Genomic DNA, 12,944 nt, shown 5'->3' on the forward strand with positions numbered 1-12,944 from the left:
TTGTGCTATTCCCAATGTGTTTCTTCTGTCGTCATGCGTTCGCGAAGAAGGGGATATTTCACAAGGCCAGAGTCTTTTTCGAGAAGGATTGCCGCTTCAGCACGCGCTGCCTCGACCATCTTTAGGTTTTGGATCGCCTCCATCCCAATGTCCGAGATGCCCCATTGTTTTTTGCCGGAGAGTTCTCCGGCACCGCGTAGGCGGAGATCCAGTTCAGCGAGCTCAAACCCATTTTTTGCATCACGAAGTGCACGCAATCGCGCGAGTCCCGCTACTTTTGTGTCGGGAAAGACAAAGCAGTATGCCTGATGGGTCGAGCGGAGCACGCGTCCACGAAGTTGATGGAGTTGTGAGAGGCCAAATCGTTCCGCGCCCTCAATAATAATCACGGTTGCATTTGGCACGTTCACGCCAACCTCAATGACCGATGTCGCGACGAGAATATTGACCTCTTTTTTCAAAAACTTTTGCATTACGCTCTCGCGCTCTTTTGGTTTCATCTTGCTATGAAGGATTGCTATCTCATACTCAGGAAACACCTCTTTTTTGAGCCGCGCCGCCTCCTCCTTTACCGATTTCACCATAAGCGCACCCTCTTTCTCTGGATCGGGCTCGTCGATGCGAGGGCATATGACATACACCTGTCGTCCTGCTCGCAGCTCTTCCAGCGCCTTTTCATATGCACGTGCCCGCTCTTTGGGCTCAACAATCTCGGTCATAATGGGCTTTCTGCCTCGTGGCATTTCTGCAATAAGGGTGAGGTCCAGGTCGCCGTATATGGTGAGTGCGAGCGTACGCGGTATTGGGGTCGCAGTCATTGAGAGTAAATGCGGCACACGTTTGTCCTTTCGCACGAGCTCAAAACGCTGCATGGTACCGAAGCGGTGTTGTTCGTCAATCACCACAAATGCAAGGTCTTTAAACTTCACGTGTTTCTGAATGAGCGCGTGCGTGCCGACGACAATAGGAATCTCACCATTCGCTACCCACTTTAAAAGTTGCGTGCGCGAGATGGGGGTTGAACCGTTGCCGTTCTGCCAGCTAGCGGATACTTTCGAAGGAAACTTGCGACACTCGCTTCCGGTGATGAGTCCGATCTGGATTGGTAGGTGGGAAAACAGTTGTATGAACGATTCAAAATGTTGTCTGGCGAGGATCTCTGTTGGTGCCATTATGGCGGCTTGGAGATTTCCAAAGTCTTGCCCCCTGGGGCGTGAGGTAACCACAGCGTGCGCCGTCACGGCCGCAACCGCCGTTTTACCCGAACCGACATCTCCTTCGAGGAGTCGTGTCATTGGTTTACCCTTACAGAAGTCATCGAGAATCGCGTGAATCGCATCCTGTTGCGAGTGTGTGAGTTCAAACGGGAAACGCTCGGCAAATCCAGAGATTGCCTCGTCTGCAACCTCCACAGGAAATGTCTCATGTGTCTGGTATTCCTGGCGAGCCTTTTGTCGTGAGAGCTGGATGAAGAATACTTCTTCAAACGAAAAACGTTTGCGTGCCGCCTCCGCATTCCCCATCGTCTTAGGTTGGTGCATCCAGACAAGTGCAGTTGAGAGAGAGGGGAGGTGGTACTTCTTGAGGATTGCCTCTGGAAGATATTCCTCTATCTTTTTATGTACGTTTGCGGCAAATACCTTTTTCAAAGCGTAGTAGAACCAGCGACTTGAGATGCCACGACTTTCGGAATAGCTCGCTTGCAGGGTGCCACTTTCTCCCTCTCCCCCCAAGAGTCCGCCCTTCACACCGGGGAGGATGTTTGTCGTATCTGTCGTCGGGTTTGCAAGATACAATCCGTTCTTGTCCTCGCCAACCTTACCTTTAAGGGTCACGATTGCCCCCTCCTGCATCATCTTTGCAAGGTAGGGCTGGTTGAACCAAACGATGCGTAGTTTGCCACTCTGATCTTCTAAGGTTGCCCGGGTCATAGAGATTCTCTTTTTCCAACCCCTCGTTTTTTCGAGTTTGAGCAGTTTCCCCGAGACGACCACCTCATCACCTTTCTTGAGCTCGTTAATGTTTTTTTGAGGCATGGCCACTCCATAACGCGTGGGGAAGTGATAGAGCAAATCACTAACCGTCTCTATCCTTAGTTTTTTGAGCGCAGCCTTCTGCTGTTTGATAAGACGAAAATGTTTTTCGAGAGCGTCTTTGGGATGCATCCCTATACTTTACCCTGTCATACATAGAAGGTAAACAAAGAAAAAACCTGGCACACAGTGTGTCAGGTTGTACGAGGCTCCAAGAACCCTTTTTGTATTTGCTCGGGCGTTGGTTCATGCAAATCCCAAATAATCCCGATTCGCTCGAGCCACTTGATGATTGGGTACGCCCAGTCTTCTTCTCCGTCAAAGAGCGCAAACCGGACGCTTTTTTCATGACGGTGATGATTGTTGTGGTTCTGCTCTCCGGCGGTTGCGCGTAGAGCGGGGGTGTTTTTGCTCGTGTCCTCCGGTGTGATCTTGTAGTTCACAGTACCAAAGACGTGCGCAAATGAATTGATCGCGTATGTCCAGTGCCAGACAAGAAAGGTCGAGAAGAAGAATCCGACAATGAGCGTCGAAATGCCACCCACCCATCCGCCCCAAGCGAAACCGAGAAGGAAAACAAGTATGCCGAGAATGGACGGTGGCACAACATACCACCGATCGAGCCAGACAATTTCTGGGAACTGCCCAAAATCTCTGAGTACTCGAGTGCTTCGATAGTCCGCGTATTTGGGAGACATTATCCAGCCAACATGGCTCCACCAGAACCCCTTCTTTGGAGTGTGGGGGTCTTTTGGTGTGTCTGACCATGTGTGGTGGTCACGATGATTGCTTGCCCACTGGAGGACACCTTTTTGCAACGCCATTTCTGTAACAAACGCGAGTACGCACTGGCTCAATCGCCCCGTCCTGAACCCTGTGTGACTGAAGTAGATGTGGTGCCCCGTGTGGACGAAAAAGAGTCTCACAAAAAAGAGCACAAAGCAGATATCCATACTCAGGAGCACGAGGAAGTCTGAGGGGGACGGGAGGGAGAGGAGGATTGCAGCGTGTGTCACAAGAAGTATGCCCGCCGTCGTTTCCCACGTTTTCTTTTTGCATGCGAGCGTATAGAGGAGCAGAGCAAAGACCGCGGACACAAGGATCGCATGCCAAAAGGGGAGGAAAGAGAGAAGCAGGAAAGGTCCCGCTACAGCGATTGCGTTAAAGACAAAGTACAGAGTTGAGCCCCGCCAGTCGATTATTTCGTCGGGTGCTCGAGGGATTTCAGGCGGCTTGAAGAGTAGGCGAATCAACGCAAACATTGCATTTTTTCACCCCCATTGTTCTGCGCCAAGCATAGCGGAGAACCATGGGAAATACAATGGAATGTTTGACAAGGTACTTTTAAAGTGTTATTTTCTAAGTTAGCGAGAAACCGAGCCTTGAGGTATTCAAATGGCAACTCCCTCGCGCGAACTGCGGAGGTTTGTTGGAAACGCGCTTGCGTTGACCGCTATCGTGACCTATGGGTGCTTTGTGATTGGCCTCATCTGGATGACCTTCGCAGACAGCGAGACGGTAGTCACGGTTACTTTTGAAGGATGGCTTTGGGTAAGTTTAGGGATCTCGGCCGCAATTACCACGTGTGCGGCGACCATTCCCTCATGGAGGAAGGAGTGGACACAGCCGTGGTTGGATCTACTTGCCATTGATTAGATATCACCTATGCTTTGAAGGTGCTTAGAATACGCAAAACTGGCCGCCGAGCGCGACCAGTTTTTTAATTTTTTCTGACGTTATAGTGTAGGTATGCTCACTCGGCTTTAAGCTTTAATATACTTCTTGTTGATGGTGATGGAGGCGTACCCTAGACCGATGAAGATGAAGCCCAAAATGACAAGCGAGATAGGCCAACCGAGCGAATCTGCGAAATACTCACTCGTAATATATCCGACATAGGCAAGGAGGAATACCGTGCTCATGACAAGAACATTTCTGCTCTTCATGTATACCGAAAGGAAAAGGCCCCCAAAGACAAGTGGGGCGTAAATAAGCTCCCAGAAAATGTTGTCCCACACTTGGGTAAATGCGGCCCCAAGAAAGCCCGCGACGCCGAAGAAGTAGAGAGCATCGACAAGTTTCTTGTTCCAGCTGTCGCGGAAGGAGTGTCCCAGCAACAAATAAGAAGCTCCAACGACCATGGTTAGGTACGCATCCAGATCTCGCCACTGGAGGCCCGTGCTGTCTACGATCGCGTGGACGATAAGGTATACAAACGCCGTACCGTTCGTTATGGCGAAGAGTGTCAAAACAAGGTGTTTGTGTACGGTGCTCAAGAGTACATACGAAAGGAAAAGTACCCCAAAGATAATGGCGAGAGGCCACACGGAGTCGACTTTAACACCTAACTCGGAGAGAGTCACCACGACTCCGCTCGGAATAAGCACTCCTCCGATAAAGTGGAAGACTGCACCAATGTATTGGTCAGGTTTTTGTTTCAACAGCACTGATCCGGTGACGGCAAAGATGAGGCCAAGTCCGAGTGTTACCAATATGCGTCCGATAGAACCGATATCTTCCCAGATTTGCGCGATAAAGATGATGATACCGACTGCCACGATTGCTGCGCCGATGATATAGAGAATCTTGGTTATCGAAAGATGCGAGAGCTTGCTCATAATCCCGCTTGCGGCTAGAGATTCTCCCTGCGCTGTTTGTGTTGGTACTGTGCCCAACCGGCTCATCACTTCCGCGCGAGTAACTTCCCCAGCGCCCACCTTTGCCGAAAGTTCTCTTAAGAGTTCTTCCTTATTCATAGATCGTTGTCTCGGTTACACTTCTCCCTGGTAAGACCCACCCAATAAACTGAAAATTGTTTTGATAATAATATCTACCGTTGTCGTTAATGAGGTTAAGCCGCGTTTTGCTTTTCCCCTTGGTCAGGTAGTGACCGTACGAAGAACCCCCGCCGAAAAACGGAAACATCTCGGGTGCGCGGCTATAGTCGCTCGATATACTCACTCCGTCGGGGGAGGTGAGAAGGTTGTTTAACGTCAATTGTTTTGCCTCTTCAATCGTAATCTCGCGGCTCTCGTTTGTCTTTGTATCGTGGAGGAACAATCGGGCAGTATAGCTTTCCTTCACATCCAATACCCCGTTTTTATCTAAGTCCTGGTTTGGGTCTATGTTGTTTACGACAAGAGAGCCCTCTCCCACTGAATAGCGCTGTTGCAGATATTTATCACAGGGTTGGGGACGATATTCAGAGCCGTCGACACAAGATGCGTACACAAAGTTGTGGTCAGTGGAGAGGAAAAGTGACGGGAGATAAGCGCCCACAGCAATGATGGTAATAAGTGCCAAAGGAAGCGCAAAAGCGAGTACTAATGCGAAGTTTTGCTTTACAAAGTCTTTCATCCCGTACGAAATAGGACGCGGACAAAAAATGTCCGTCTTCCTATTGTTAAATTACGAATAAAGTTTTTTATCTGTGCTATTAAACACATGGTAGTGGCGTCCGCGATTTCGTACGGGATTCATGCGTATAACTGTAGCACAAAATAACAGCAGATTGAAGCAGGACTTTCGTCGGTGGACATTTGTAAACTACTCCGATATTCTGGAGGCCAGATAGGTGAAGGGGATATATAGAGATGATTCAGGTCTATGCCCACGAGCATCACGAGGAGACAGGAGGCCCAAGCATTTTCCTCGCCGGTCCCAGTCCGCGCACAAAGCGCGATTACAATTGGCGACCACTCGCTTTGCGCCACCTCTCGGAGGTAAGGTTTCCAGGGTCTGTCTTTATTCCGCTTCCGCGGGATGGAAAGTGGCCCGATTATTTTGACCACGCACAGATTGAGTGGGAACTGAAGTATTTGAACGAAGCGACAGTAATCGCATTCTGGGTTCCACGCGACTTGAGGCACCTTCCCGGCTTTACGACCAATGTTGAGTTTGGCATGTTCTGCGGGTCGGGGAAAATTGTGCTCGGATACCCGCGTGGCGCGCCGAAAATGGAGTATGTAGATCACGTCGCGCGCAAATACAACGTCCCCGTATGTCATACACTCGGGGAAACAATGATCGCAGCAGCTGTGATGGTGGCGACGCGGACACCCAAAGGTTAAAGGCTCCAGTTTCGGAGTCTTTTTTAAAAGTGTCTTTCGGGAGAATTAGATATTCCGAAAATAGCAGGTGTAATCCGTGCCCTTCTCGAATCCGAGTGCGGCGTAGCGTGCCTCGAAATCTTTGTTGCCCACAGGTGCCAAGACGAGGACTTGGGAGTGCCCGCGGCTTTGCAAGATTGCGAGCGCCTTGTCGCATAGGACAGTAAGGACATCTTTTTCATTTGCGTCTTTCAGTACCGCAAAACGGAAAAGCCATGCAGTCCGCGTATCTTCAATGAGTGAAATTGTTCCCACTGTCTTTCCTCCGGACTCGCAGATGAGAATTGCCTCCGGGTCCTCGGCAATTTTCCGTGCCAAGCGTTCTTCTGAGTCGCGATTGAGGTCAAATTGCCCACCATAAAGTTCGCCTTGTTTGTAAAGCGAAGCAACCGCCGCGTAATCAGATGTTTTGTAATTCCGTATGGAAAACATTGTGTTTATGATGTCTCAGGGAGTTTTTGTAAAATCGTTGGTTGGTTTCCTATACCATTTTGAAGGATTCTGCATCTTTTCTCGGTAACCATTTTTTGTATGATTTCTTCTATGTTTGTGTCACGGGAGAATGCAAGTGCGGGTGCATACCGCAACTCTCCGCCAACTTTTAAAACGCGCAAAGCCTCCTTAAAAAACTGACTTACCTGTTGGTGCGTGCCGTAAAGCGGCAGAGAATAGTGAGCAATGATTAAATCAAAAGTCTCGTCTTCAAAGGGAAGCATCTCCGCAATTCCAGCAACAGTTTTTTCGCGTACCCCGGGAGTGTTTGTTTCTTGTAAAAGTTTTTCTAGGGGCTCTTCAACGCGTATCCTCTCATGAAAACGTTGTTTTTCTTCCGGAGACGCAAAGACGGGGTCGAGTGATACCACTTGAGCGTCTATTCCCGCCTCTTGTAATTCTTTGGTGAATCTTCTCGTCCCGCTCCCCACATCAAGAATTGTCTTACCACTCAAAACCTCCGGCGTTAATTGCAGGTCACGCATGTAGTCCTTCAGCCCCCAATTAGTTGTTGGTATCTCCACCCACTGTCTAGGAGGTTTTTCCATAGATTGCTTACTAGTTTATATTGAGTCCTTACCCATGAAGCAGGGATTCAGTCTTCCTTACTCAAAAGTTTTCCAGAGAGCGTCGTCCTTGTCTATTGGCAGATTCCAACATTCTAATATTCTATAGAATGTTGGAATGTTTTTTAACGTGCTTCAACGGCGAGGAAGAGGGGAATTTCTTTGCGTGCTCGATCTTCGCCCTCGGTGCGCGGGCCCTTCTGGCTTTTCTTGTGCGAGATCCACTCCTCCATACGCGTAATAGCGAAGCCCGCCGTACGGAGTGCTTTCGCAAAGTCCTGGAGCGAACGGTGGAATGTCCACGTGTATGAACTGTCTGCACCGGGATGCATTTCTATTTTTGCTTTCGCGGGAGTGAGGTATTGCTCGACGCGGCGGTATTGTGTTTTGTTTTTGTCGTCCCAGACCCAGCTTGAATGTTTGGGTATGCGAAAGGCCGGATGATTCACGACAAAGATAAATCTGCCGTCTTTGGTAAGCACCCTGCGCACCTCTTTGAGTGTCGTGAGAAGGTTCTCGATGTTCTGTAGTGCAAGGATGCACACGACCGTGTCGAAGGTATCGTCGCCGAAGGGGAGCTTCGCTGCATCTGCGACATGAAAAATTGCTTTCGGAAGTGCGTGCCTAGCTTTTTCTACAAGCGCCTCTGACGCATCAACACCGACGACACCCGCCCCTTTTTCGAGCAAGTGTTTTGCGAAGTACCCTTGTCCGCAAGCAAGGTCGAGCACCCGCTCTCCCTTCTTGAGCTCTAGGATGCGGAGCAGGTTCGGCAGGATTACTTTCTCCTGATACGTGTCAGCGCCCGTAAGGTACTCATCGTACCACTCTGCCGACTCTTCCCATGATGTTTTAGTTTGTTTCGGCATAGTGTAAGTGTACACCATTACCCGTGGAGTATGTATTCAACGGCAACGAAAACTATGTAGAGCAAGACAAGGAGAACACCTTCTTTTTTAGTCAGCAGTTTTCCCGAGCGCATGAATTGGAACAGCACTAAGGCCGATGCGACCATGAACGCGGCGGTGATGTAGACGATCTCTTTGGGAAAGTAAAAAGGGCTAATGAGGGCCAAGATACCAACAACAATCGTTGCGTCAGAGATGACGGTGCCGAGGATATCGCCCAGGGCAAGCTCATCTCTGTTTTGCCGGACAGCGCGAATGGAGAAAAGGAGTTCAGGAAGAGTGGTGCCCAAACCGACAACAAGCATGCCGATGAGTATGGGGCTCAAGCTCACCGATTCGGCGAGGGCGATACCGTATTGTACGGTTAAATGCGAGCCCACAATGAGACCACCCGTACTCAAGAGTAGGTACAAGAGGTTCAAGAGGTAGTGATAGTGGTGGTGTTCTCCCTGCGAAGGGGCGTGGTGATGATTTTCTCTGAATGTCCAGTAGAAAAAGAAGAGACCAGCGGCGATGAGGAGTACGCCCTCGATTCTCGAGTAGTAGCCATCGAAGCCGACGAAAATCGGCAAGGCGAGGAGGAGGGGATACCAGCGGTTCTGTTCGAGGATCTTACTCCCGACTTTTATCCCGCTCACAGTTGCGAAAACGACAATGGCAAAGACGAGTGTGAGGTCTGCCACGTTTGAACCGAAAAGTGTCCCCAATCCGAAAGCGGGGACACCGCGTAGCGATGCGTCTATGCCGATAAGTGTCTCCGGAAGTATGGAAATGACTGCGACAACAAGAAAGCCAACGACATATTTGGGGAGCCGGAGGATGTGCGCAAAATATGTAGCGTATTTGATCGCCAGGTCAGCGCTTTTAATGACCACAAAGAGCGACGCGGCGAGAAAGAGTAGGTTGGACATGAGTTTCAATTGTACAAAATTGCAGTGTGAGTCGGTCGGGATAGGAGCGACTACTTTAGCTAAGTATCGCTGGACTAAGAACCGGGAAGGTTCTTCGATATTTCCTTGTGCTCACTTATTCCCTTGGGTATATAATTACCCACTCTAAGAACATGTCCGACCGCAGAAATGAAATTATATTTTCTTGCATATTTTATAAATTTTTTATTTTCCTCAATCATATTTTGTGCTTCAACGACTTTCCTAAAATTATCAGCACCTTCGCCAAGAGTTTGGGGGGTTATGGATTTTTCAACCAATTGAACCATCTTTTCAAGTAATTTTTCTAGAAGTGGCAACGAGCGTTCTACTTCATCGGCATGTGCATTTAATAATCTTTTTTCTTTCTTTGAAAATATATATATAAGAGTGGCGATTGGTGTTGCGCCACCTACCACAGTAAAAAATGAGAACACGAAAGGTACTGCAATATTATCCGCAACAAACCGTATTAACAGATTTAAGAAATTGGCCAGCATGTTTATAAAATTTGATTAAGTTCACAATTTGCCCGGTCTCTCGGACGAGCGTTCAATCCTGCGGAGCGAGTGGAATTCAATTGCCTTTCGGGAATCCACTGATATTAAGAGAAGTCAATAACCACTAGAACCACAGTGGCAACTGCTAAAATTATAGTGGCAACAGCTAAAGCCCTTGTCCATACCACTAATCTAGAAGATAGCTCAGATGAGGTTTGATTGAATTTTTCCATGTTCTTATTTAGTTGTTTTGCTTGATTTTCAACTTGTTGTATTGAAATAGTAAGAGCTATCATCGCGTTTGTAGTACCCGTTGTATCAGGGTGTGTACGTATATAGTTCCCGGCGGCAGTTATATAATTATCTATTTTCTTTTCCTTATCCATACAAATATAGTTTACTAATTGATTATGACAAAGCAACCCCGGTCTCTCGAGCGCGAAGTTACGATTTGCGGAGACGGGAGGGATAGAACTCTTTGAGAACCCACGGTTCTCAACGTGGGGCTCCAGTCGGAAGATGCCCTCATCAGGTGAGCCCCCCTCTTTATCTGGGCACATCAGGGAGTCTGTAAAATTACATCGCTACAGCTCCTCTCACTAAACCCCACCATTTCCAAATTTGAGGCGATCGTTTTTGAGATGTCGGTGAGGTCTTTGAATACTTGATTTTTTAGTTGGTCTACTGCACGCTGTCCTCCATCAATGCCGACAAAAGGCTCTTGATATTCAAGTCTCCCAAGTATTCTATTTGCGGCCTCCATGTTGTGTATTGTTGCAATTAAACTCTGCCTCGCAGAAACATCTTTCGCGTATTCGTTATTTATCATACTACCCCAATTAGAGAAATATTCATCTGTCCGATATCGCGTGTTCCAATTCCATGTTTGTCCCTCACTTTTTGTAAATAACGTGGCGACTCTGTGATTATAGCAAAATGTGGTTCGCAATGTATCATCGATTAAGTTTTCGTGCCCCAGATATTGCCACAGAGTAAGGGCTATTCCAACGACCACCAGAGTCGGTCCCCAATGTCGGAAGACAGAGTTTAAGTTTTCTGCAATAGAGCCCTCAGAATCAATTGGTTCCATATAGGTTCATGACCTTATTTACAATTTTTGTAGAGACAAAAGAGATAGAACTGAACCACATAATATTTAAGAGTTTCTTGGGCCGCTTGCCATGTCTCGTTTTGGTGCGGCTCACTCGGCTATTTTAGTTACAAGTTTAAATTTAGAAGCGCCTCCTCGATCGTTGGTAATAATTTTAAGAAAGATTGAGGATTATTTGGGTCGACCCCAGACAAACTAATTGCCTGATTAACAGCGCCCTGAATGTTTCCTTGCAATATCGTGTCTGGGTACTTAGACGCAAAATAGACATCGAATAAGCGAAACAACGGGACATTGTGTTTAGTGAGAAGTAGATACATGCGCGTTGAATCCATCATGTAATATTCTGTTGCCCCGAAGTTGAATTTAATTATTCCATCCGGATCTTTATCGGCGTGTTTAAAAAAGTTTTTGGCTGCATTTATTGCTTTGAATACTTCATCCTTTTTTTCTGGCTTTACCCAATCGAGCAACTGGCCATGAACACTCTTTATCTTCTGTTTTTCTCCGATATCGTTCAAAATTTGAAAAGCTGCACCCGCGAGTGTGTGTATCGCAATAGGGTCTCCGCCCCTAAAAAATAAATTTATAGCTGTTTCGAGCTGACGCTTGGCGGCGTCCAATTTTGAAATATGTAATTCCATGATTTTTTTGTAGAAATCTTTGTTTGCGGGGACGTGAGGATGCGAACCTTTAATGTGGGACAGGAAGGAATACGTGCCCCTCTTTTTCAACAACATCTTTCAATGAAAGATCGTAAAACTTGACTCGTTTCCCATTGTCGAAGGTAATAAAGTATGGCTGACAGTACGGACCTTGGTCTTGTCTCCCCGACATCGCATCTTTGTGAATCCGAGCGAATTCTTCGAGCGTATCGCCAATGACGATACCGCAGTGCTCAAGACCGGGAGGGTATGGCACGTTTGGTTTCGGCGGCATGAGTTCGATCAAATCAACCCTGAAGCCGTTGAGCAAAGAAAGAGGTTCTCTGAGTAGCAACTTTGAGATTGGTCGTCCGTTGTGCTCATTTTCTACATATGAAACGCAATGCTTTTTTATATCCTCACGTAGTCGCTCGTATGCTTCAAAGGTTGTGGTACGGACGCCGAGATGACTTATGGCATAGCCGGCAATATCAATCCCAAGCCCTTTGAGTCGACTGACTATATCTTGGAAAAACGATTTGTAGTCTCCGATGAGTTCTTCCATAGTAAGTTTATTCTATCTGCGGTGAGGGTTGGTTTAGAACCTTGCTCGTACAAGTATTGTAAGGGTTTTTTGAGCTTTTTCCTAGAGTGCAGCTTGACTGGAGTCGATCGCAACTTAAAATAAGCGTTTGCATCTTCGAGATCCGCAGCCGCATTTAATCACTCCGCCACCTTTATATGAAAAATCAGCAGTTAGTTCCTCTCCCCCAAGGATTTTCTTCTTTGCGATCATCACTAATTTATCTAGTATCGTACAATTTGGGGTGCATGAATGATTTACAAAATCACCGGAGTCTAACTCCGTTGTACTCTTTTCAGCTAACCAAAAACCTGGGTAAACTTCGATAGCATAATTTGAGGAAATACGTCTGGGTAAACTCTCCAGCTCTTTCGATGTCATCGCGTGGCCACCCCAAACAGCAACTACAGTACCTTTTTGCAACTCACTCGTAGCGAATAAACCTATCCCATGGATCGAGCTCGGTCGAACTTCTGTATTTGGAGATACATAGTTATTTCTTCTGGGCTTTTCATTTATTCGTTTGATAATTCTTTTATAGTCCATGCACGAGAATCACGCTTCGTAGAAGCTTCGAATGTAAAACTTGGCGGAGACGGGAGGATTCGAACCTCCGAGGGGGTTTAATCCCCCTAACTCCTTAGCACGGAGCCGGTTTCAACCACTCACCCACGTCTCCAATCCACACAAAATAGCACATTTTTCTGGCGATTTAAACCTTGCGCCCAGAGCCTGACCGTGTAGAGTGCAAAGTAGAAGGATCGTCACTGTGTACAGGAGATTCGTCGTGACCAAGAGAAACACACCGCTGTTTGCCATGTTTGCCGGATTTACCCCCACAGGTAGCACAGACGGCGTCTCTCATGCGTTACATTCCGGTTCCCCGAATTGTCCGAGTTGTGGCGCTCCACCGAGTGAACATGAAGTGAGGAATCACGATCTTGCGGCTCACGACGGCGATGTACACTGCAAGCGGTGTGGTGCGTACGTGAGGATGTATGACGCTGGCTAGGTTCGATAACGAGGTTTTCGCGCAAAGCGAAGACCTCTTTTAATTAATGCGTCTGTG

At 47.6% G+C, this 12,944-nt stretch carries 16 protein-coding genes and 1 tRNA gene; 2 read left to right on the forward strand and 15 right to left on the reverse strand.

Annotated elements, in window-relative coordinates; translation table 11 throughout:
* Window positions 1-5: 5 nt before the first annotated feature.
* Both HY455_01255 and HY455_01260 read right to left on the reverse strand, forming a co-directional pair.
* Window positions 6-2,165 (reverse strand): ATP-dependent DNA helicase RecG, encoded by a 2,160-nt coding sequence (locus HY455_01255; protein ID MBI4118153.1) that lies wholly within the window; start codon window positions 2,163-2,165, stop codon window positions 6-8.
* A 62-nt stretch (window positions 2,166-2,227) separates the two neighbouring features.
* Window positions 2,228-3,295: an acyl-CoA desaturase gene (locus HY455_01260; GenBank protein MBI4118154.1), complete on the reverse strand. Its 1,068-nt coding sequence runs from the start codon at window positions 3,293-3,295 to the stop codon at window positions 2,228-2,230.
* Between the two features lie 133 nt (window positions 3,296-3,428).
* Here HY455_01260 and HY455_01265 point away from each other — a divergent pair, with 133 nt between their 5' ends.
* Window positions 3,429-3,689 carry a hypothetical protein gene (locus HY455_01265; GenBank protein MBI4118155.1) on the forward strand — a complete coding sequence of 87 codons (261 nt, stop codon included), beginning with the start codon at window positions 3,429-3,431 and terminating at the stop codon, window positions 3,687-3,689.
* A gap of 107 nt (window positions 3,690-3,796) precedes the next feature.
* On the opposite strand, the gene HY455_01270 is transcribed toward HY455_01265, so the two are convergent.
* Together HY455_01270 and HY455_01275 are read right to left on the reverse strand one after the other, a co-directional pair.
* Window positions 3,797-4,789 carry a DUF2157 domain-containing protein gene (locus HY455_01270; GenBank protein ID MBI4118156.1) on the reverse strand — a complete coding sequence of 331 codons (993 nt, stop codon included), beginning with the start codon at window positions 4,787-4,789 and terminating at the stop codon, window positions 3,797-3,799.
* On the reverse strand, window positions 4,782-5,390 hold the full coding sequence (locus HY455_01275; GenBank protein MBI4118157.1) for a hypothetical protein: 609 nt from the start codon (window positions 5,388-5,390) through the stop codon (window positions 4,782-4,784). Before HY455_01275 ends, HY455_01270 begins: the two co-directional genes overlap by 8 nt.
* A gap of 236 nt (window positions 5,391-5,626) precedes the next feature.
* Here HY455_01275 and HY455_01280 point away from each other — a divergent pair, with 236 nt between their 5' ends.
* Window positions 5,627-6,103, forward strand: coding sequence for a nucleoside 2-deoxyribosyltransferase domain-containing protein (locus HY455_01280; GenBank protein MBI4118158.1), 477 nt, complete (start codon window positions 5,627-5,629; stop codon window positions 6,101-6,103).
* A gap of 45 nt (window positions 6,104-6,148) precedes the next feature.
* On the opposite strand, the gene HY455_01285 is transcribed toward HY455_01280, so the two are convergent.
* The 11 genes from HY455_01285 to HY455_01335 form a co-directional block, all read right to left on the reverse strand.
* Window positions 6,149-6,574, reverse strand: coding sequence for a GNAT family N-acetyltransferase (locus HY455_01285; protein MBI4118159.1), 426 nt, complete (start codon window positions 6,572-6,574; stop codon window positions 6,149-6,151).
* Between the two features lie 5 nt (window positions 6,575-6,579).
* Window positions 6,580-7,182 (reverse strand): class I SAM-dependent methyltransferase, encoded by a 603-nt coding sequence (locus HY455_01290; GenBank protein MBI4118160.1) that lies wholly within the window; start codon window positions 7,180-7,182, stop codon window positions 6,580-6,582.
* 143 nt (window positions 7,183-7,325) lie between these two features.
* Entirely contained in the window at window positions 7,326-8,069 is a 744-nt protein-coding gene (locus HY455_01295; GenBank protein MBI4118161.1) for a class I SAM-dependent methyltransferase, read from the reverse strand.
* Between the two features lie 17 nt (window positions 8,070-8,086).
* Window positions 8,087-9,019: a sodium:calcium antiporter gene (locus tag HY455_01300; protein ID MBI4118162.1), complete on the reverse strand. Its 933-nt coding sequence runs from the start codon at window positions 9,017-9,019 to the stop codon at window positions 8,087-8,089.
* A gap of 74 nt (window positions 9,020-9,093) precedes the next feature.
* On the reverse strand, window positions 9,094-9,537 hold the full coding sequence (locus HY455_01305; protein ID MBI4118163.1) for a hypothetical protein: 444 nt from the start codon (window positions 9,535-9,537) through the stop codon (window positions 9,094-9,096).
* A 104-nt stretch (window positions 9,538-9,641) separates the two neighbouring features.
* Window positions 9,642-9,923, reverse strand: a complete 282-nt coding sequence (locus tag HY455_01310) for a hypothetical protein (protein MBI4118164.1) — start codon at window positions 9,921-9,923, stop codon at window positions 9,642-9,644.
* 173 nt (window positions 9,924-10,096) lie between these two features.
* Window positions 10,097-10,366, reverse strand: coding sequence for a hypothetical protein (locus tag HY455_01315; GenBank protein ID MBI4118165.1), 270 nt, complete (start codon window positions 10,364-10,366; stop codon window positions 10,097-10,099).
* A gap of 389 nt (window positions 10,367-10,755) precedes the next feature.
* Entirely contained in the window at window positions 10,756-11,292 is a 537-nt protein-coding gene (locus HY455_01320) for a hypothetical protein (GenBank protein MBI4118166.1), read from the reverse strand.
* A gap of 49 nt (window positions 11,293-11,341) precedes the next feature.
* Complete coding sequence (locus HY455_01325) at window positions 11,342-11,857, reverse strand: VOC family protein (protein ID MBI4118167.1); 516 nt, start codon at window positions 11,855-11,857, stop codon at window positions 11,342-11,344.
* Between the two features lie 114 nt (window positions 11,858-11,971).
* Complete coding sequence (locus tag HY455_01330) at window positions 11,972-12,421, reverse strand: SET domain-containing protein-lysine N-methyltransferase (GenBank protein ID MBI4118168.1); 450 nt, start codon at window positions 12,419-12,421, stop codon at window positions 11,972-11,974.
* Between the two features lie 41 nt (window positions 12,422-12,462).
* Window positions 12,463-12,554 (reverse strand) — tRNA-Ser (locus HY455_01335).
* Window positions 12,555-12,944: the final 390 nt, after the last annotated feature.

The organism is Parcubacteria group bacterium, assembly GCA_016204045.1.
GTDB lineage: Bacteria > Patescibacteriota > Minisyncoccia > Phycocordibacterales > UBA2135 > JACQLQ01.

Excerpts from the sequence above, each read along its gene's own strand:
- HY455_01255 (MBI4118153.1), bottom strand. The coding sequence starts at position 2,165 with ATGCATCCCAAAGACGCTCTCGAAAAACATTTTCGTCTTATCAAACAG.
- HY455_01260 (MBI4118154.1), bottom strand. The coding sequence starts at position 3,295 with ATGTTTGCGTTGATTCGCCTACTCTTCAAGCCGCCTGAAATCCCTCGA.
- HY455_01265 (MBI4118155.1), top strand. The coding sequence starts at position 3,429 with ATGGCAACTCCCTCGCGCGAACTGCGGAGGTTTGTTGGAAACGCGCTT.
- HY455_01270 (MBI4118156.1), bottom strand. The coding sequence starts at position 4,789 with ATGAATAAGGAAGAACTCTTAAGAGAACTTTCGGCAAAGGTGGGCGCT.
- HY455_01275 (MBI4118157.1), bottom strand. The coding sequence starts at position 5,390 with ATGAAAGACTTTGTAAAGCAAAACTTCGCATTAGTACTCGCTTTTGCG.
- HY455_01280 (MBI4118158.1), top strand. The coding sequence starts at position 5,627 with ATGATTCAGGTCTATGCCCACGAGCATCACGAGGAGACAGGAGGCCCA.
- HY455_01285 (MBI4118159.1), bottom strand. The coding sequence starts at position 6,574 with ATGTTTTCCATACGGAATTACAAAACATCTGATTACGCGGCGGTTGCT.
- HY455_01290 (MBI4118160.1), bottom strand. The coding sequence starts at position 7,182 with ATGGAAAAACCTCCTAGACAGTGGGTGGAGATACCAACAACTAATTGG.
- HY455_01295 (MBI4118161.1), bottom strand. The coding sequence starts at position 8,069 with ATGCCGAAACAAACTAAAACATCATGGGAAGAGTCGGCAGAGTGGTAC.
- HY455_01300 (MBI4118162.1), bottom strand. The coding sequence starts at position 9,019 with ATGTCCAACCTACTCTTTCTCGCCGCGTCGCTCTTTGTGGTCATTAAA.
- HY455_01305 (MBI4118163.1), bottom strand. The coding sequence starts at position 9,537 with ATGCTGGCCAATTTCTTAAATCTGTTAATACGGTTTGTTGCGGATAAT.
- HY455_01310 (MBI4118164.1), bottom strand. The coding sequence starts at position 9,923 with ATGGATAAGGAAAAGAAAATAGATAATTATATAACTGCCGCCGGGAAC.
- HY455_01315 (MBI4118165.1), bottom strand. The coding sequence starts at position 10,366 with ATGATAAATAACGAATACGCGAAAGATGTTTCTGCGAGGCAGAGTTTA.
- HY455_01320 (MBI4118166.1), bottom strand. The coding sequence starts at position 11,292 with ATGGAATTACATATTTCAAAATTGGACGCCGCCAAGCGTCAGCTCGAA.
- HY455_01325 (MBI4118167.1), bottom strand. The coding sequence starts at position 11,857 with ATGGAAGAACTCATCGGAGACTACAAATCGTTTTTCCAAGATATAGTC.
- HY455_01330 (MBI4118168.1), bottom strand. The coding sequence starts at position 12,421 with ATGGACTATAAAAGAATTATCAAACGAATAAATGAAAAGCCCAGAAGA.